At 56.1% G+C, this 18,600-nt stretch carries 13 protein-coding genes and 1 tRNA gene; 7 read left to right on the forward strand and 7 right to left on the reverse strand.

Annotated features, from left to right (window positions below):
- Positions 1-109 precede the first annotated feature (109 nt).
- Together tsaB and leuS are read right to left on the reverse strand one after the other, a co-directional pair.
- Positions 110-736, reverse strand: a complete 627-nt coding sequence (gene tsaB, locus QQ91_RS10700; protein ID WP_166274930.1) for a tRNA (adenosine(37)-N6)-threonylcarbamoyltransferase complex dimerization subunit type 1 TsaB — start codon at positions 734-736, stop codon at positions 110-112.
- A 3-nt stretch (positions 737-739) separates the two neighbouring features.
- Positions 740-3,307, reverse strand: coding sequence for a leucine--tRNA ligase (gene leuS / locus QQ91_RS10705; protein ID WP_166274932.1), 2,568 nt, complete (start codon positions 3,305-3,307; stop codon positions 740-742).
- A gap of 131 nt (positions 3,308-3,438) precedes the next feature.
- Here leuS and QQ91_RS10710 point away from each other — a divergent pair.
- Positions 3,439-3,526: transfer RNA gene (locus QQ91_RS10710), tRNA-Ser, on the forward strand.
- A gap of 184 nt (positions 3,527-3,710) precedes the next feature.
- Positions 3,711-5,147: a sugar transferase gene (locus tag QQ91_RS10715; RefSeq protein ID WP_166274934.1), complete on the forward strand. Its 1,437-nt coding sequence runs from the start codon at positions 3,711-3,713 to the stop codon at positions 5,145-5,147.
- A 106-nt stretch (positions 5,148-5,253) separates the two neighbouring features.
- On the opposite strand, the gene QQ91_RS10720 is transcribed toward QQ91_RS10715, so the two are convergent.
- The 3 genes from QQ91_RS10720 to QQ91_RS10730 all read right to left on the reverse strand — a co-directional run bounded on the left by QQ91_RS10720 (position 5,254) and on the right by QQ91_RS10730 (position 10,324).
- Positions 5,254-7,776, reverse strand: a complete 2,523-nt coding sequence (locus tag QQ91_RS10720) for an O-antigen ligase family protein (protein ID WP_166274936.1) — start codon at positions 7,774-7,776, stop codon at positions 5,254-5,256.
- A 113-nt stretch (positions 7,777-7,889) separates the two neighbouring features.
- Positions 7,890-9,074, reverse strand: a complete 1,185-nt coding sequence (locus QQ91_RS10725; protein WP_166274938.1) for a U32 family peptidase — start codon at positions 9,072-9,074, stop codon at positions 7,890-7,892.
- Complete coding sequence (locus QQ91_RS10730) at positions 9,074-10,324, reverse strand: U32 family peptidase (protein WP_166274940.1); 1,251 nt, start codon at positions 10,322-10,324, stop codon at positions 9,074-9,076. The genes QQ91_RS10725 and QQ91_RS10730 overlap by 1 nt, the downstream gene beginning before the upstream one ends.
- A 603-nt stretch (positions 10,325-10,927) precedes the next feature.
- Between QQ91_RS10730 and QQ91_RS10735 the strand changes: the two genes are divergently transcribed.
- The 3 genes from QQ91_RS10735 to pip are packed head-to-tail and all read left to right on the forward strand — an operon-like array spanning position 10,928 to position 13,486.
- Complete coding sequence (locus QQ91_RS10735; RefSeq protein ID WP_166274942.1) at positions 10,928-11,230, forward strand: DUF8820 family protein; 303 nt, start codon at positions 10,928-10,930, stop codon at positions 11,228-11,230.
- A complete protein-coding gene (locus QQ91_RS10740; RefSeq protein ID WP_166274944.1) occupies positions 11,217-12,539 on the forward strand; it encodes a DUF6745 domain-containing protein in 1,323 nt (440 codons plus the stop codon). The genes QQ91_RS10735 and QQ91_RS10740 overlap by 14 nt, the downstream gene beginning before the upstream one ends.
- Positions 12,539-13,486, forward strand: a complete 948-nt coding sequence (gene pip, locus QQ91_RS10745) for a prolyl aminopeptidase (protein ID WP_166274946.1) — start codon at positions 12,539-12,541, stop codon at positions 13,484-13,486. The genes QQ91_RS10740 and pip overlap by 1 nt, the downstream gene beginning before the upstream one ends.
- Here the strand turns inward: pip and QQ91_RS10750 are convergent.
- On the reverse strand, positions 13,483-14,706 hold the full coding sequence (locus tag QQ91_RS10750; RefSeq protein WP_166274948.1) for a tetratricopeptide repeat-containing S1 family peptidase: 1,224 nt from the start codon (positions 14,704-14,706) through the stop codon (positions 13,483-13,485). The genes pip and QQ91_RS10750 overlap by 4 nt on opposite strands.
- Positions 14,707-14,750: 44 nt before the next feature.
- Complete coding sequence (locus QQ91_RS10755) at positions 14,751-15,566, reverse strand: COP23 domain-containing protein (protein ID WP_166274950.1); 816 nt, start codon at positions 15,564-15,566, stop codon at positions 14,751-14,753.
- Between the two features lie 310 nt (positions 15,567-15,876).
- On the opposite strand from QQ91_RS10755, the gene QQ91_RS10760 reads away from it, so the two are divergent.
- Positions 15,877-16,944: a hypothetical protein gene (locus tag QQ91_RS10760; RefSeq protein WP_201277078.1), complete on the forward strand. Its 1,068-nt coding sequence runs from the start codon at positions 15,877-15,879 to the stop codon at positions 16,942-16,944.
- A gap of 74 nt (positions 16,945-17,018) precedes the next feature.
- Complete coding sequence (locus QQ91_RS10765) at positions 17,019-18,590, forward strand: CHAT domain-containing protein (RefSeq protein ID WP_166274954.1); 1,572 nt, start codon at positions 17,019-17,021, stop codon at positions 18,588-18,590.
- Positions 18,591-18,600 lie beyond the last annotated feature (10 nt).

Raw genomic sequence — 18,600 nt, forward strand, 5'->3', positions numbered from 1 at the left:
CGATAGACCCGCAAATTTTGCCCAATCGGAGGGATACGGTCAGTCTTTGTTCTGCCTATTCTAGCCTTCTCACTCCTGTCCTAGATCCCCGCGAGGGCTTCCTGAACAATTAGCTAGGCTTGCCATAGGCGGGCAAAACCCTGGACCAATCCCCAAGTTGTCCTGAGTTAAGCTGCTGCCGAGCAATGGCCGTCATACGCTGCACCAGCTTGAGCGAGTTGTCTTCAGAAAACTCAAATTGGCAGTGGGGCAGCGGCGTTTCGTAGATTTTGAGGAATGCCTCCCAATGGAGGATCGAGATATTGCGGTCGGCAACCAGGGGTGTTGGATAGAGTCTGGCATCCTCGACTTGATAAACCCCGCCATAAACATGATGGCGCTGGGCTGGAATCGAGACGGCGATCGCCCCTGGCTCCGCAGAAATGGCTGCGGCCAACGCCAGGGTTGAATAACCATAGAGTGGCACCTGCAACATCTGGGCCAGGGTTCTGGCGGTCACCACCCCAATGCGCGATCCGGTATAGCTTCCCGGCCCAGTCAGAACAGCGATCGCGGCCATCTCTTCCCAGCTCAGGGGAGAGACAAATTGCTGCAGCTGCGTATGCAGATCGGTAGACAGGTCTCGGCCCAGGGGCAAAGACTGAGAACGAGTCTGCCCAGTCCCAGAATCCAGGGCCAGGTTGAGCCGCGCCCCGGTGGTATCCAGGGCCAGAATCCACTGCTGATTCTGGGGCATACCCTAGCCCACCACAAAGTTAACCAACTTGCCAGGCACCACAATCACCTTGCGGAGGGTCTTCCCCGCCAGATAGCGCTGACCAATGTCAGAGGCGATCGCCGCCTGCTCCATCTCCGCCTTCGTCGCCTGGGCCGGAACTTGAATGGTGCCCCGAGTTTTACCCATCACCTGAATCACCAGCGTAATTTCATCCACCTCCAGAGCAGTCGGATCCACCTCTGGCCAGCGCTGCTGATGGATTAAGGTTGTGTGCCCCTGCTGGTGCCACAGTTCCTCAGCAATATGGGGGGCAAAGGGGGCCATCAACAATAGAAGCGTATCCACACCCTCAGCATAAACGGCAGAATCCTTACAGGCCGCATCGGAAAGGGCATTGCTTAACTTCATCAGCTCAGAGACCGCCGTATTGAACTGATAGTCGCCGCTTAAATCCTCGCTAATTTCCTGAATGGCCACATGGATGGATCGGCGCAGATCCTGTTCCGGCTTCGACAGCGATGCCGCCGGCGCCTGCACCTGCCCGGCCACCCGCCGGTGCCCAAACTCCGCTGCGATCCGCCAGACTCGATTCAAAAAGCGAGCCTGTCCCTCCACATCCGCTGCATCCCATTCCAAATCCTTCTCTGGGGGAGCCTTAAATAAGGTAAACAGCCGGGCGGTGTCTGCCCCATATTTCTCAGTCACCCCTTCCGGCGGAATGCCGTTGTACTTAGATTTAGACATTTTCTCAAAGAACACCTCCAGCGCCTCCCCCGTATCGGGATCGGTGGGATGGTCGAGGTCGGCAATCTGATCCGGCGCCACGTATCTGCCAGTTTTGGGATTCTTGTAGGCGGTGGCCTGCACCATGCCCTGGGTCAGGAGGCGCTTAAACGGTTCATCAAAATTAATTAACCCGCGATCGCGCAGCACCTTAGTAAAGAAGCGGGAATAGAGCAGGTGTAAAATCGCATGTTCAATCCCACCGACGTATTGATCCACCGGGAGCCAATCATTCACCAGGTCCGAATCAAACACCTGCTGATCATTGCGGGCATCGGGATAGCGCAGAAAATACCAGGAAGAATCAATAAAGGTATCCATCGTATCGGTTTCCCGCTTGGCCGGGGTACCGCAGCTAGGACAATCCACATTCACCCAGTCTTCGAGCTGAGACAGGGGCGAAGCGCCTTTTCCAGAAAACTGAACGTTCTCCGGAAGCTGCACCGGTAACGCAGCATCCGGCACGGGCACCGCTCCGCAGTCCGGGCAGTGGATCACAGGAATCGGCACCCCCCAATAGCGCTGGCGCGAAATTAGCCAGTCCCGCAGACGATACTGAACCCGCTGCCGACCGCTGCCTTTCTGCTCCAAGGCCTCAATGATGGCCTGCTTTGCCGCCTCCGAGGAGAGACCGTCAAACTCACCCGAATGAACCAACCATCCCGGATCCGTGTAGGCGGTCTCCAAGTTCTCAGCAGGCGCATTCGCCTCCGGCACAATCACCACCTGAATGGGCAGCTGATAGTCCTGCGCAAATTTAAAGTCGCGGGTATCGTGGGCAGGAACGCCCATCACCGCCCCGGTGCCGTATTCATAGAGCACATAGTCCGCAATCCAAACGGGCACCTCCTTCCCCGTCAAAGGATGGCGAACCTTGGCTCCCGTGGGAACCCCCTTCTTCGGTTTATCCTCCGCTGTGCGCTCTAGCTCACTTTCCGAAGCCACCGTCTGCATAAAAGCCTTGACCACCTCTTGCTGGTCTGGAGTGGTGATTTTGGCCGTTAAGGGATGTTCTGGCGCTAAAACCACATAGGAAACCCCAAACAGGGTATCAGGACGGGTGGTAAAAACCCCGATCTTCTCATCGACTCCCACGATCTCAAATTCAATGTAGGCTCCGACGGATTTACCAATCCAGTTAGCTTGCATCGTCTTGACCCGATCTGGCCAACCCTCAAGCTGATCGAGATCCTGGAGAAGTTCTTCGGCGTAGTCAGTGATTTTCAGGAACCACTGCCGCAGCAGCTTCCGCTCCACCTTGGCTCCGGATCGCCAGGATCGCCCTTCGCTATCCACCTGTTCATTGGCCAATACCGTCTGATCCACCGGGTCCCAGTTCACGGCAGCTTCCTTCTGATAGGCCAGCCCCGCTGCGTAGAACTGCAAAAAAATCCACTGGGTCCAGCGGTAGTAATCGGGAGAACAGGTGGCCACTTCCTTATTCCAGTCAATGGAAAGCCCCAGAGGTTCCAGCTGGGCCTTCATCTGCTCAATATTTTTATAAGTCCATTGCGCGGGATGGATACCCCGTTCAATGGCTGCATTTTCAGCGGGTAGCCCAAAGGCGTCCCATCCCATGGGTTGGAGCACCCGGAACCCCTGCATTCGCTTTTGCCGGGCAATCACATCAGTGATCACATAGTTGCGCGTATGGCCCACATGCAGGCTTCCCGACGGATAGGGAAACATGGAAAGGGCATAAAACTTAGGCTGAGTTTTGTCCTGTGGGGTCTGGTCGAGACCTTGTTGTGCCCAAACTTTTCGCCATTTAGGTTCAATCTCATTGGGACTGTAGCGCGACTCCACTGAAAACAACTCCTGAAGGGATTTTTAATTGCCACCCCATTCTAGAGAATTTCGGCACCGCCCAAGCGCCTTTTCGATGGGTTGGGGTAATATAGTCCATGAGCGTTTTTTAATCGCTCATATTTAAGCCTGGAGAGGTGGCAGAGTTGGTCGATTGCGTCTGACTTGAAATCAGATGAGCCCGCAAGGGTTCCGGGGGTTCGAATCCCTTCCTCTCCGTTCCTTTACCCTGTCCCTCCCGTTCCTCCGCAATGAACCTAGGGGAGGCACTGAGGGGAGTCTCCAAATTCAATGGCAAGGGTAGCCCCCAACCCTCTCGATTCCGATGGGGAGATCTGGGGCAATAAACAGCTCGCCAGACAGGTAAAATCAACGCGGTAGCCATCGATGTTTACACCTTGCTGTGTTTCCTCTCCCTCCTCCCGCGAGTCAGGACGATTTACGAGCCTCGCGATCGCTCCAGCTCCAGCACACCAGTGTTCAGCAGTGGATCAGCTTTGGCGGCTTGGCCCTGGCTGACCTGGCCGCCCTGGCCTTAGCCTGGCATTTCGCTGCTCGCCTGAATCAGCTCTACAGCCCCATCCCCCAGCAGCTCATCTGGTGGGTCTGGCTGGGCTTACCCAGCTTATTCTGGCTATTTGCCGGCATCACCCTGATGCTGTTCACCCTAGGTGGGCTTTACAATCGCGCCCGCGCCTGGAAAGACTTTGTCCGCGCTGCGCAGGTGGTGAGCCTAGCCTATGGGGTATCCCTGGTGGCAAGCTACATCTACGATCCCAAGGTAGATGTGCCGCGATCGCTCTTTTTCAGCGCTTGGCTCTTTAGCATCATCTTGATCATTGGGTTTCGGCTCGTGGCCATGCTGCTGCTGCAGCAGTTCGAACAGCGCCAGGCCCCGGTAAACGTGTTTATCATTGCCCCCGCCGATCGCCTAGTGCATTTATCTAAGCTCCTGCAGCAGCGATCGCACTACACCATTGCCGGAGCAGCCCTGGCATCCACCGCCAATACGGAGGTCACTCTCCAGCGCATTGTGCAGTCCCAGGCTCAGGAAGTCATCGTTGAAAACCTGCCCCATACCGACCTGGCCTCCCACCTCTATTGGCAGCTACGACGCTACGGCATCTCCCTGCGCTTAATCCCCTCCAGCGTTGAAATCCTGCACCGACGCGGCATTCCAGAAATTTTTGCAGGCATGCCCACCCTACGATCGGCTCCGCCAATGCTGCTGGGGCTAGATTACCGGATGAAACGAGCCATTGATATCATCGCAGCCAGTCTGGGCTTGCTGGTGTTGGCGCCGGTCTTTACGGGGCTGGCGATCGCCATTAAGCTCACCTCTACGGGGCCAATCTTTTATCGGCAGGAGCGGGTGGGGCTCCATGGCAGGGTCTTTCCCATGTGGAAGTTTCGCACCATGGTTGCCAATGCCGATCAGCTGCAAGCGCAGTTAGAGGCCCACAACGAATCCCAGGATGGGATTTTATTTAAGATGAAGCAGGACCCACGCCGCACCAGGCTGGGCAGCTTTTTACGCCGCACGAGCTTGGATGAACTCCCGCAATTGATTAACGTGGTTTGCGGCCAGATGAGCCTGGTGGGGCCGCGTCCCCTGCCCATTCGAGACGTGGAGCGGTTTAACTCCTGGCACCATATTCGCCACCAGGTCCTGCCGGGGATTACCGGACTGTGGCAGATTTCCGGGCGATCGCACATTGACAGCTTTGACCAGGCGGCTCGGCTGGATCTGTACTACATCGATAACTGGAGTCTGAATCTGGATTTCGAAATTCTCGTAGAGACTTTTCGGATTGTGCTGTTTGCCAATGGCGCTTACTGAGTCTAAGCCTCAAGGCAACATTCTCCGATCAAGCAGCAACAACCAATCGGCAACAACCAATTGCTCCCGGCGACGCACTCCCCCATAACCTGAAGGGAACCCGCAATTATGGGGACGCTTCAGCGGGAGCAATCGATCGCCATAGAGCTTCTCGCTCCGGCTGCAACAGCCCATCGAGTTGGGCATCGTACTGGGGACTAGGCAAGAAGTCGGCAAAGAATAGCGTCATGGCCAAATTCTCCACAATGGGCACGTAGTCAACGGGGGCAGGGCCGTCAATGTGACGGCTCAAAACACCAAACCCGGTGCGCTCGCGCCGATACTCACGCACCGGCGCCAGCTGCTTAATCCACTGGTCCAGGGACTGCGCCTGGTTCATGCTGTTGGCGATGGCCGCCACCTGCGACGGCAGCGGCGGTGCCTGGGTTGCCCCTAACAGGGCCTGCTCAATCCAGGCCGTTCGCCGATTGGGGTCTTGCCAGGCCTTGAGAATGGGCGCGGCTGAGGAAGCGGGCTGATTCTGGATCACCTTCAACAGATCTAAGCCCAGACCGTTGCCGCCCTGCTGCCAGTGAAGGCGCGCTTGATCTAAATTGCCTTGCCACCAGTCCAGCGTTCCCAAACACCGATGCACATAGGCAATGAGCGCAGGGTGCTGGGTTTGCCGCAGGATTTCCTGATAGCGATGGCGAGTCAGGGCCTGAACCTGAGGAACCAGACTCTGGAGCTGCGGCGATCGCCACACCGGGCTCGTGAGCCAGATCGGATTGCGCAGCAGCTCTAGGGAAAAGGCCTGAACTGCTAAATCCGACTTGCCTTGCTGCAACAGACTCAGTCCCAAACTATTGAACGCCAGTCGTTTTCCCGGCAGGAGCTGCGTTGCCTGGACAAAGGTTTGCACCGCCTCAGGTTGACCGGTCAGCAACTGCAGCCAGCCCAGATTACTGTAGGCAAATTCCTGATGGGGAGAAACCTGAAGACTCTTTTGAAAGTAGGCTTGACTGGCCTGGATTAGCCGCTGCTGATCCTCTGGATTAGGAGCCTGCAGCCCAGCATGACCCAAGTTCCAGGCCAGTTGATGCAGGTAGTAAGGTTCCCAGGGGGCAAGCTGATGCGATCGCTCCAGCTTCGCTTGAAATTCCGCGACATCCTGGGCCTGTAAGGCTGCAAATCCGAGACTAGAAAGCTGCCAGGCCCGTAAAACCGGGGTGATCCACAGCCCCATGGCAATCAGCAGTCCCACCAGCCCCCAAGGGAGCATTCGGCGAATCGGGGGGGACGGCGAGATTGCCCCTGGCTGGGGAAAGGTCTGTCGCAGGAGGGCCAGCAGGCAGCCTCCATAGACGATCAAGACTCCGACAATGGCAACAATATCCAGTTGATAATCCGTCAGACAAACCCCGCCATAGCCCGCCAATCCCGCCAGAACGCTACCCGCTAGAATGCGATCGCGTCCCACCAACTGCGGCGATCGCCAGAGCCGTACGCCCCAGTAGATCAGCCAGCCTGTCAGACCCAGACCCAGCGCGATGCCCCAGGCCCCAAACTCTGCCCAGATCTGAGCCGGAGTGCTGTGGAGTTGGTAGACCCATTCAGCTTCCTGACCCGCCCAAGCAGGCCGATAGGCTTGGTAAAGCAGCGGCACCGATCCAGGCCCCGCCCCGAAAATTGGATGGTCCAGCCCCATTTTCCAGCCAGTCACATGGGTAATCCAGCGAAAGGCCGTCTCCCCCCCAGATTGCCCCAGAGCCGAAAAGCTTAGAAGCGATCGCAGTCGGTTGTTGCTGAGGAGAGTTCCTCCCAGCACCAGCCCCAAAGCCAGCCCCATTAGGCCTCGCATCGCGATTGAGACCTTGCGGCTACTGAGAACTGCACTCAGGCCCAAGATCCCGGCCATGGCCAACCCCAGCCATCCACCTCGGGAACTCGTGGTATACAGGGCGACTAGACCCAGCCCAACCCCTAGCCCCCAAATCAGCCGCTGCCCAAGGGTTTTGGCGGTTATCGAGAGTCCCACAAGCAGCGGCAGGCTCAGAACCAGATAGCCCGCCCCGTAGTTCTGGTGACCAATGGGAGCCCAGTTGCGTAATTCTAAGACCGAAAAGTTAAAGGGAATCTCGAGTCCCAGCGATCGCAACTCCTGCAACCGGGCTTGCTCCGGGAGAAGAGTCTGCCAGGTCCACAATCCCAAACTCGTCAGGATAAAGGCGCCACTGAGCGCCCCCTGCCATTGCAAAAGCTTGACCGGAGTGCGATGCAGAGTCAGATGCTGATTCAGGCCATACAGGGCGCCAACGCTCCCGAGCATCGCCCAGCCGTACCAAACAGAACTCTGCGGTGCCGGACTGGCGAGGTGGGAAAGCCCCCACCCCGCTATCCCCAATCCCACACCCAGGTCTAGCCCAAATCCCAGGCCTGTCCAGGTTGGGTGCATCCCAAGAGATCGGATGAGCCAGACCCAGGGCAGCATCAGACCCACCTGCACAATGAACACCCAGGGCCAGGAAACTTGTAAACTGCTGCTGTCGGCCAAAAGCGTCAACAGCCCATACAGTCCTACTCCCAACAGCGCGATGGCACTCGGTCGGGAATGGGACTTGGAGACGGGGACAGAGGGATAGGACTCCATGCAACGGTACGGCCCTCAGGCTTGGATGGTTCTCTGTGATTATGCCCCGATGCTCCAAGCTCTGAAATACAGCGGCTTGAGTTTTAGCCGCTTGCGCTTTAGCCGCTTGCGCTTTAAACGCTCGCAGGTGACCGGGTTGAAACCGTTCTTAAAATCGCGCCGGAGGCCAGCTTCCGGATCCAGTCCATGGTAATCGTGCAGTCCGAGGCACAGGTTCCCAACGCCTCCCCTGCTAAGTCGTAAAAGCCCAAGCGGTCTGGAATGGGCAGTTCCTCGCCGCTGGGTAACATCAAGGTCTTCACCTGGGAACGATGGAAGGTCCGCAGAGTGCGAAAAATGCCGTATTCTCCCCTTTGTGACCCAATGCACACGGCCACACAGGCTTCATCTCGCCAGGGCATCAGCTTAGATTTGAGGTGTGGAAACACAGCGGTGGTGCGATTTGCCCTAAAAAAAGGAGCGCGTGTGGGTCGGGGCCAGTTTTCCTGTACCGTGGCAGGGTGATTTAAGCATTGATCACACAGCTGATCAATGCCGCAGGCAACCTGTCCGTACTGACCCAAGTGCCGCAGGTCCAGGCGCACGGTATGTAGCCCCGCCGCCGCCAGGGGCGCGAGCCGATCCAAAATGAACTGATCCTTGTCCAAATACATCAAGGTGCCGTGGAGACTTTCCTGAACGGGGAAGGATCGATCGCCGTAGTCCTCTGTTTGGAGCGTTGCTTGAATCAGAGGCTGAGAATCCTGGGGCGGCGAACCCACCTGAGTCGCAAGGAGCGATCGCGGCGAATAAAACAGCAGGATTGGCCCGGCCCCTAAGACTTCACAATTCACTGGCAAGGACTGGCAATAGTGAATGAGCTTCTGCTCCGGGAGCTCAATGGAGAGCACGATCCGATCCAGCGACGGCCCCAAGGCCTCACACCAAGTCAACAGCCCAATCCAATTATGATTGCCATGCTCAGCAATAAACTGCAGCGGCAGGGTCGGACAATGGGCCTTCACCCACAGCGCCGCGCCCACATCCGCCACTCGAACAGCGGAAAAACAGCTCAAATCCCACTGACTCAAGCGATCGCCCACCTGCTGGATCTGCGACTCCGTCATGAGGATGTCCCACACCAAAACCGGCCGCAGGTTAAGCTGCTGGGCCGCCTGGGCGAGGGCTTGGGCCTGCGAGACGGTCAAGGTTCCCTGACGCGCTAGCAGCATCGGTTCAAGCAGAACCTCTTCCAACTGGGGAGATCGGGCCGCTTGTTGCAAATCTTCGTGCGAAGCCGCGTAGGTGTTAAACAGCATTAGCGCACCAAAGCAGAGGATCGGGAGGCCGCAATCCGAGCCACATTGTAAGGGGCAATGGCAGCGGCTTCGGGAAAATGGGTCTTGGGAATGGCCACCACATTATCCTGGCGCATAAAGTCAACGGCCTCACCTCGCAAGGTTTGCAGGGCGCTCACTGGCCAGGTAATCGGTGGCCCTTGCACCGGAATCAGTTCAATGGTGTCGCCCACGTTGAGACCGGTGGCCAACCGCATCACAATGACATCGGATTGCGTATCAATGACTAAGCCTAGATACTCATAGTCCCCCACATTAATTGGGGTGGCTTGGTGATACACCGTCGCTCCATCAGCAGGAGCCTGGAGCGAACCTGTGGCGTAGTCTCGATAGGGAGCCGCCTTCAGTTCTGCAGCGGCTTGCTCGTAGAGAGCGGGAGTCAGCCGCCCCTCCGCCTGGGCATCAATCAGCTGGCGATAGACCTTACAGGTGGTGGCCACGTAAAAGGAGGATTTCATCCGTCCCTCAATTTTTAAAGCGCAAATCCGCTGATCAAAGAAGGCTGAAATTGTGCCAATCCCCCAGAGATCCTTGGAGGATAAAAGCGTGGTGGGCATTGCCCGAGGAGGGAAATCTGCTGCTGCAGTGCTCATCGCGGCTTCGGTGCTCACCTGGTAGGGCAATCGGCACGACTGTACGCAGCCGCCCCGGTTGGAGTCCCGCCCCTTTATAAAATTAGAAATGGTGCAGTGACCGGAGTAGGCCATACACATCGCTCCGTGCACAAACATCTCCACATCAATGCCCGCCTGCCGCTGAATAGATCCGCCCGCCTCCACCGAAAGTTCTCGGCCCACCACAATCCGATGCACACCCATCTGTTTCCAGAATTGTGCTGCGTAGGTATTTAAGCAGGAAGCCTGGGTCGAAAGGTGAATTTCCAAATTAGAAGCGGCCTGAATGGCGCGAATCACTCCCAAATCCGAGACAATCACAGCATCAACGCCAAGATGCTCTAAAAATTGACAATAGTCATCAAAGTCTGCAAAATCGTCATCATGGAAAAAGGCGTTGAGCGTCACATAAACCTTGGCGCCCTGGGAATGGGCATAGCGAACGCCCATCATCAGCTCATCATCGGTCAAGTTATCGGCCCTGGCCCGCAGACCGTAGCGTTGACCTCCCACGTAGACCGCATCAGCTCCATAGGCGATCGCAACGTAAAGACGCTCCAGGTTTTTGGCAGGGGCAAGGAGTTCGGGCTTCCACATGGACGGTGTCCTCAGGCGATGAGCGTCTGCTTTTAGGGTAGAACAGCCTTTTATCTTAAAGATTGAGTTCATCCTAACGCAACTGTCCACCCACCTAAAATCACGCCTAGAGCGCAACGGCCAGATTGACACTTTTAAAAGTGTCACTAGCCCTGTCAAGGCAGTAGGGGACGATCGATATATTAATGGCGTGAGGAGTAAGTGAATCAAAAAAGATATCGGAGTCGAAACACGGCCAGACGCCCGAATTCTTTTTTCAAAAAAGAGAACCTAAATTTAGGTTCTCTTTTTTGTTTGCCCTTATTTGCGGGAGCTGTTTGCGGGAGCTTGGTTGCAGCACCAAGGCCGTTACATTTATTCATAAAGTTTGTTTACATTGATCCTGGATTTGATCACGATCGCGCCCCAAGGGGCACGCTAATTTCACAAGAGCATTGACAGAGCATTGTTTTTCTCCTTGAATTTGAGCGCCCCCGGCCTACAGGCCGGGGGTTTTTGCTAGCCCTAGAGGGCAAAGGGAGAAAATCGTCACGCGCTCTGTCGAAGTGAATTTGGGTATGCCACAATGCAAGAGTAAGCCCTTCACTCGCTAGGAGAACTGAGATGAAACCCATTCGCCAAGGTGACGTCATTCTCATTCCCTTGTCCCAAACCACTCATTTCCAGAAACGGCCCTTGAATCATCTCACCCTCGCCGAAGGAGAGGTCACAGGCCATCGACACCGAATTAGCCAGGGTAGCGCGGAACTCTATGAACGCGAAGGCACCCTGTATTTGCGCGTGCTTTCGCCGACTGCACAGCTGACCCATGAAGAGCACGATCAGGTGACTATTCCCCAGGGGGATTGGGCGGTGCGCATCCAGCGCGAATACGAACCCGATGGATGGCGCTATGTCGCGGATTGAGACGTTAACGGCTCACCAAGAGGATCAGCTAGCGGCCTATCGTGAACGCTGGTGGCAGATCCTTACCTCCACTCAAAATCTAGATCTGGAAGCGGCTAGAGAATCGGTCAGCAAAGCCTACAGGGCCTCTGGCTTGCCTCAGCCGCAAATAATTTTTTGTCAAGGTCCTCAGGATTTCCTCGACTACGTGAACAGGCGTCCCCTGTCAGAACGCTTGCTGTCCTGGGGTCCCCCTCTGCTTCAACTGCCCATTGTTCGGGACCTTTCCATTCAATGCCAGGATCAGCTCACTCCGGCAGTCCTGATTGCCTTGCAAGAGGCGTTAGGGACCCTACGCCTGACGGAGTTGACCCTGGCGCTTTACAGCGCGGTGCTTGACCCCTTCGTTGCTCAGCTGCCTGAATTTATCGATCGGTCGCTGGTGGAGGGGACACAATCCTCGCGCTGGTTGGAGCAGATCGCTGATACATATTGGCAACAGCAGCAGCAGTTTTGGCGCCAGGAGATTAGCCGTCAGCCCGGCGGAGACTGGCTGATCCAAAGGGGTGAGGAACTCGGACGCTGGATGCAGCCCCTGGGGCACTGGTGGGATCAAGAGGTGATGCAACCGCTGCGTCACGATCCCCTGCTTCAGGAGCTAGAAGCTTCTCTAAAGCAAATGCTTGGGTTCTTGAGTCTATTGGGTTTTGGCGTCGATGCCTTGGGGGCTGCCACTAACGGATTTGCCCCAGCCCTGATTGATTATTGCAATGAGGTTCTCGGCTGTTCTCTTTCTCAGGAACCATGGCAGGCTTTACGCTCCCTCTATATCAACTGTGGCACAGTCTTGACCTTTCAGCGAGTGAGCTTTATCTTCGAGCGCCCCACTCAGCTCTGCTTTGATGAGGAAGGACGGCTGCATGGTGAAGGCGAACCGGCCCTGGCCTTTAACGATGGCTATGCCCGCTATTGCTTTCGCGGCGTCAACTTACCGCCACGCTACGGCCCCATTCATCCGAATCTTTGGCGAGCAGACTGGATTCTCACTGAACAAAATGCAGAACTGCGGCGGGTGCTCATTCAGGGCATTGGCTACAGTCGCCTCTGTCAGGAACTAGACGCTGAGATTCTCGATCGCTGGCGAGAATATTCCCTGCTGCGCATTGATCATCCTGTGGATATTGAGCCAATTTTCCTGCTAAAAATGACTTGTCCCAGCACTGGATATATTCACGCCACTCGCGTCCCGCCAGACCTGCGATCCGCGCGGGAGGCTATCCGATGGGTCAATTGGGACATCGACCCCGAAGACTTTAGTGTGGAGTCTTAATGCCATCGCTCTATCCTCCCCTCGAACCCTACAACACAGGCTATCTCCAGGTCAGCGATCTGCATACCCTGTACTACGAACAGGTGGGCAACCCCCAGGGAAAACCTGCCATTTTTTTGCATGGTGGCCCTGGGGGAGGCATTGACCCCAGCTATCGACAATACTTTGACCCTGGCCCATGGCGGCTAGTGCTCATGGATCAGCGCGGCTGCGGCAACAGTACCCCCCACGCGGAACTGCGGGAAAATACCACCTGGGATCTGGTTGCGGACATTGAGCGGCTGCGCGCCCACCTGCATATCGATCGCTGGGCAGTTTTTGGGGGCAGTTGGGGGAGCACCCTAGCCCTAGCCTATGCCCAAACCCATCCAAGCGCCTGCTTGGGCCTGATTTTGCGAGGCATCTTTATGCTGCGCCCCCAAGAGCTGCAATGGTTCTATCAGTCTGGGGCCAGCTACCTTTTCCCCGATGCCTGGGAATCCTATCTGGCCCCAATTCCCCCAGAGGAACGGGATGATTTAATATCCGCCTACTATCGTCGCCTGACCTCGGAGGATCCTCAGGTGCGTCACAGCGCAGCTCGGGCCTGGTCCCTGTGGGAGGCTAGTACCAGCAAGCTTTTGGTCGATCCCGCCCTTCAGAATAAATTTGGGGAAGCGGACTTTGCAGCAGCCTTTGCCCGCATCGAATGTCACTATTTTGTCCACGGCGGCTTTTTTACTGAAGAGAATCAGCTTCTCCAAAATATTGGCAAAATTCGCCACCTTCCTGCCGTCATTGTCCAGGGACGCTACGATGTGGTTTGCCCGATGATCTCGGCCTGGGAGTTGCACAGGGCCTGGCCCGAAGCAGAATTCATCGTGGTGCCCGATGCGGGGCATTCTATGAGTGAACCGGGGATTGCGTCAGCCTTGGTGCAGGCCACCGACCATTTTGCCCGGCACTAAGGCTGATCAAGCTGACGTAGAATGGACTCGACCTGGGCAACCCGAGAGAGCTGATTGCGGCGCTGAAAGACAGCTAGGGCAGCACGAAAATCAGCCATTGCCTGGGGCGATTGCTGGGTATGGTGATAGGCTACCGCACGATTAAACAGGGCTATGCCCTGATCTGGATCAAGTTCCAGAGCCTTGGAATAATAGGCGATCGCCTGGGACTGTTCCCCTGCTTGAAAAGCCTGGTTTCCCTTGTTAATCCAGCTTTCGGCACTCAAGGCAGTCACGGGATTCAGGACCGCTTCATTGCCAGGCTGACCAATGTTAGGAACCTGCACCACCGTGCGGCAGGACTGATCTCCTGGCAGCTGACAATGCTGCTTCACGAGGGGCTCATTGGCAATCTGAGGCAATTGGGTCGTATTCACCTCAACCGGAAGAGGCTGGAGCGATAAGGGCTGCTGCCGGGGTGAAGACACGGCAATGACGGGCTTGACGAGCGGCGGCGTCTGCTGACCAATGGCGCCTCCCCCCATCGGCGATGTCTGGTATAGATTGATGGGAATGCCCAGATTCAGCCAGGCACCCGCAGTCATGCTGCCATCGGCTTCTCCTTCCTTCCGTCCGTGAATGGCAATGAGCTGACCCGCCTCATTAAAGACAGGTCCCCCACTCATCCCCGCCCGGGTGGGGTTAGTATAGGCAACGCCATAGCCATCTCGCATCCCCCGATTGAGAATAGTCGTGATGTTGCCATCGGTAATGGTGTAGGTGGGGATGGGAATATTAAACCCAGGCTTGGGAAAACCCGTCACATAGACCTTCTCTGTGGGGGTTAGACTGGCCGCATCACCGATTTGGGCAAGGGCATAGGTTTCAGAGCTTTCAAAGGTCACCTCTGCTAGGTCAATGTTGGGCAGCTTGCGAAGGTGAGTTACCAGATGTTGCAAGTTATCTGCGGTGGTGACGGTGTATCGATCTTGGGCGTCAATTACATGCCCCGCAGTGAGCACCCGGTAGGTATTCCCCTGGCGGGCGACCAAAACTCCCGAACCAAAGTTATCCATATTGCGCACCCCGCGAATGAACACGGTCACCTGCTCCGCCATGCGATTCACCTGAGCCCCAGTTAGCCCCAGGGCCGGCGAGGAGGGCCAGAGGAGCGGAGCGGCGATCGCAGATCCCAATAGCACGGTGGGAATAGATCGGTAGGCAGGAAAGCTAAAGTTCATGGTCTTCAATAAGGGCCACAAAGGCCGGGTCCGGAACACTGGGGCTACAAAGGCCAGCGATTGGAATTGGGGTCAGCGCTGGGAGGACCCGCTGGATCGGCTGGAGCCTTGACCGATCCAGCGGGGGCTAGATCCCCTTCCGTCGCCTCCAGAGGCGCTTTTTCATCCAGAAGATACTCCATATCAATCACCGTCTTAGAACCGCTGCGGGTAATATGGCTCGATAGATCAAACAGGCTGCGAAGCACCTGATTGGGATCATCCTTCGGTTCTAGGGTCAACAAAAGCCCATCATTCAAGCAGTCACCATATTCTTTGGAAACGCAGATGATGGGATAGTTATTCAAAGCGCCCGTGGAAATAAACTGAAGCAAATTTTGGGCAGAAAACTGCTGAAATCGATTTGAAACCGTATTGCATCGCACTTCGGGGGTCCATTGTTGACCAAACACAAGGCTGCGCCATTCAATTAATGGAATCATCCCTCTGGAGGTGTGGGCCACGGTAAATAGCCGCCCCCGGCTCTTCATACATTCATACACCGTTCGGGAGGCTTCCGTGGCCCCCGGATCGGAGGAAGAACTGCCGGGCGTAGACGAGCGCACTGGATCCAGGCTGTTTTTAGCACCTGTCTCTGGGATACCTATCTCTGGGGCACCTGTCTCTGGGGCACCTGTCTCCGTCGCTCCCTCCTCTCCCAGGGATGGAGGCTCCGAACTTGGGACGGTCGGGGAAGAAGCGGCCGGTTGCTCCTGGGAATTGCGAGGAGGGGTTGGGCCAGCAAACACCTGGGTTGCACCAAAGATGCTATTCAGAACCAGGGAAAGGCCAATGACAGAATTCAAGGAAAGATAACGCATGGCTCTTCAGGAAATCCAAACAACAGAGCAGAGGATAAGCGATACGATCCTAGCGCCATTCGCGATGGGATCGCCCAGGGTCCTGGAGACTAGCCTCAGCCTAGAACTTTACGTAAACTCTACCCCCTCCAAATGCTGCCAGTATTGATCCAGGTCACCTGACCCCGCCTCCAATCACCAGCCCTGGGGGGGTCTTCCGCCTCAGGGCCTGGAACCGCGTCCCCCCCACCATTAACCGATGGATCAGCAGGGCAATACATTTACGAGAAAGCATGGTAGCCTTGACCCCAAACCTATTAAAACTGGTGTGGTGAACAGGTTCGGTAAATATTTATTGCTGTCCGTAGCCAGCAGTCTGGGGCTGGGCTGGGCAGAACTCAACACGGCTGGCGCCCAGTCGCTAGCCCAAGTTCCAGACCCGTTAACAGCTATTTCTCTCATCCAGTCGGAGGCGGGGGATGATCCTTCCATAGCCGACTCCGCCCCTGAGTCCTCAACTCCGGCGATCGCCCCTGAGGCTGTGGATTCTCCCTCCCCCGCTGTCGAGCAGGCCCTGGTGCCCCTGGCGCAAATACTAGATCCACCGCTAGACCCACCGCCGCCCGATGAGGCAGATACTCCAGGGAGTCGTCCGCGACTGAAAACGCAGCCGGACTCTGGTGAAAATCCACTGTATCGGCCCCGGGCGGATATTCTATTGGACCAGACACCGCGCTACAGTCCAGGGATTTCTCTATTAACCCCAACGGCCTTCGGGAAACGCTGGCGTCAGTATTCAGTCGGAATTGGATTTCAAGAGCGAACGCGATTTACAAACCAGGCAGACGGGGCCGTGGGCATCGGCCTGGGGGCTGGCGATCCCCAAAAGTTTGTGGGGCTTGATGTGGGCATTACCTTTACGGATCTGTCGGACCCTCTGGATCGAGGCATTGTGAGCTTTAAACTACATCGCCAGATTCAGAATAACCTGGCGATCGCAGTGGGGGTCAACGATGCGATTAGTTGGGGCAATGGCGACATTGACGGCCCGAGTCCCTACGGGGTCGTCTCGAAAATATTTGTTCTCAAGGAGAATCCCGAAGCCTTCTTAAGCCGAATTGCGGTCTCAGCGGGAGCGGGCACCGGGCGATACCGGTCCGAATTTAATATTTTTAACGATAACGACAACCCTAACGTCTTCGGTAGCGTCGCGTTTCGGGTTCTCGATCCGGTGAATCTGATTACGGAATGGTCTGGTCAGGATTTGTCCATGGGCCTATCGGTGCGACCCATTCCCAAAATCCCGCTGGTCATTACGCCAGCGGTTACAGATATCACAGGAAATGCGGGCGATGGATGGCGGTTCATTCTAGGGGTGGGCTACTCCTCCCAGTTTTAAACTTACAAACGACCCCAGGACTGTCTACCCGTGACCTGGGGATCAACATGTTCAGACAAGAGTCTCACGAAATCATGATTCAACTGGCGCACAGGTCACTTCTGGTTCAAGGGTTAGCAGGGCTTTTGAGTTTAGGGAGTCTCGGGATGCCCATCGCCCTGGCTCAAGAGACCCCCCCCAGCCTGCCAGAGCCTCCCCCAAGTTCCCCCCCCACCAATCAATCAGATCTCACCAATTTATCGGACGTCACTGTGATCTCAGAACCTCAAAACGAGGGCACCGATCCCATTGATCTCGAGAATAGCAATGACTTTTGGGGGCGGATTGAGGACAGTTTTACGGCGGCCTACGTGGAACGATTTGGCCCCTTTTATGGCGTCACAGCCACCATTGATGAAGCCTCTCAAGAACTCGGAGAACTGGGGCAAGCCACCGGCACAAATCCAGGCCTGGTTTATGTCATTAAAACGGCAAGAGGCCTACGCTTAGTCCTGGTAACGTCAAATCAGGAGGATCAGGCGATCGGTCAGAATCTTCAGCCCCTAGCCCTAACCGCCACCAGAACGTTCCCTAAGATTGATCCCCTGGCCAACCGCCCTGAGGAAGAGGAGGCGCAATTTTCTGGCAGTGTTTTCTTTAAAACCGTGCCCCAGGCCACTCCAGCCAAAGTAGATCGGGCCGCAAAGAATTTTCGCCGACGCGTCAGTGACCCACTCGATCTCAACTCCACTCGCTATTTAGAGCCAGCGCAGCAACTCTACGACTGGATCATTCAGCCCTTGGACCCCATCTTGAAGGCCAAGGAGATTGATACCTTAATCTTTGTTCTAGATGAGGGACTGCGCACAATTCCGGTGGCCGCCCTCCACGATGGAACCGGGTTTTTAGTGGAGCGCTACAACTTATCACTAATTCCCAGCTTTAATCTCACCGATACCCGATATCAATCCATTCAGGGCAAGCAGATGTTAGGCATGGGCATTACAGAGTCCGTTCAGGGGCTCTCCCCTCTGCCCTCGGTCGCTATCGAGGTGCCAGCCCTAACCACCCAAATTTGGCAAGGACAGTCCTACCTGAACCGTCAAGCCACCCTAGATCGCCTTAAGCAGCTGACGCGCCAGAAGGAGTACGACATTATTCATCTGGCAACCCACGCCGAATTTAATTCGGGTGAGTTCAGTCGATCCTTTATTCAACTGTGGGACCAGCGGGTGAGCTTTTCAGATCTGCGTACGCTCTCGGCGGAGGCAAATTGGGGCCAAAATCCCACGGTGGAACTGCTGGTGCTAAGTGCCTGTCAAACCGCCCTGGGAAGCCAGGATGCAGAGCTCGGATTTACGGGTTTGGCCCTGCAAACCGGTGTCAAGTCCGTGTTGGGAAGTCTATGGTACGTCAGCGACGAGGGCACCTTAGCCCTCATGGGAGAGTTTTACGATCATTTGGAGAGTGCCTCCATTAAATCTGCAGCCCTCCGCCAGGCACAACTGGCCATGCTGCGAGGAGAAACGGTGGTCCAGGCAGGACGTCTCAAACTCTCGAATGGGTTAGAGTTAGCCCTGCCCAGTCGCAGTGGAAGTTCAGCTCCCCTCAACTATCGCCACCCTTACTATTGGTCCCCGTTTACGCTGGTGGGCAACTGGAACTAGCGGCAAGGGG

Origin of the sequence: Lyngbya confervoides BDU141951 (genome assembly GCF_000817775.3) — a bacterium.
In the GTDB taxonomy this organism is placed as follows: Bacteria; Cyanobacteriota; Cyanobacteriia; order Thermosynechococcales; family Thermosynechococcaceae; genus Lyngbya; species Lyngbya confervoides.

Coding starts and splice junctions, on each gene's coding strand:
- tsaB (WP_166274930.1), bottom strand. CDS start 736: ATGCCCCAGAATCAGCAGTGGATTCTGGCCCTGGATACCACCGGGGCG.
- QQ91_RS10720 (WP_166274936.1), bottom strand. CDS start 7,776: ATGGAGTCCTATCCCTCTGTCCCCGTCTCCAAGTCCCATTCCCGACCG.
- QQ91_RS10725 (WP_166274938.1), bottom strand. CDS start 9,074: ATGCTGTTTAACACCTACGCGGCTTCGCACGAAGATTTGCAACAAGCG.
- QQ91_RS10730 (WP_166274940.1), bottom strand. CDS start 10,324: ATGTGGAAGCCCGAACTCCTTGCCCCTGCCAAAAACCTGGAGCGTCTT.
- QQ91_RS10735 (WP_166274942.1), top strand. CDS start 10,928: ATGAAACCCATTCGCCAAGGTGACGTCATTCTCATTCCCTTGTCCCAA.
- QQ91_RS10740 (WP_166274944.1), top strand. CDS start 11,217: ATGTCGCGGATTGAGACGTTAACGGCTCACCAAGAGGATCAGCTAGCG.
- pip (WP_166274946.1), top strand. CDS start 12,539: ATGCCATCGCTCTATCCTCCCCTCGAACCCTACAACACAGGCTATCTC.
- QQ91_RS10750 (WP_166274948.1), bottom strand. CDS start 14,706: ATGAACTTTAGCTTTCCTGCCTACCGATCTATTCCCACCGTGCTATTG.
- QQ91_RS10755 (WP_166274950.1), bottom strand. CDS start 15,566: ATGCGTTATCTTTCCTTGAATTCTGTCATTGGCCTTTCCCTGGTTCTG.
- QQ91_RS10765 (WP_166274954.1), top strand. CDS start 17,019: ATGATTCAACTGGCGCACAGGTCACTTCTGGTTCAAGGGTTAGCAGGG.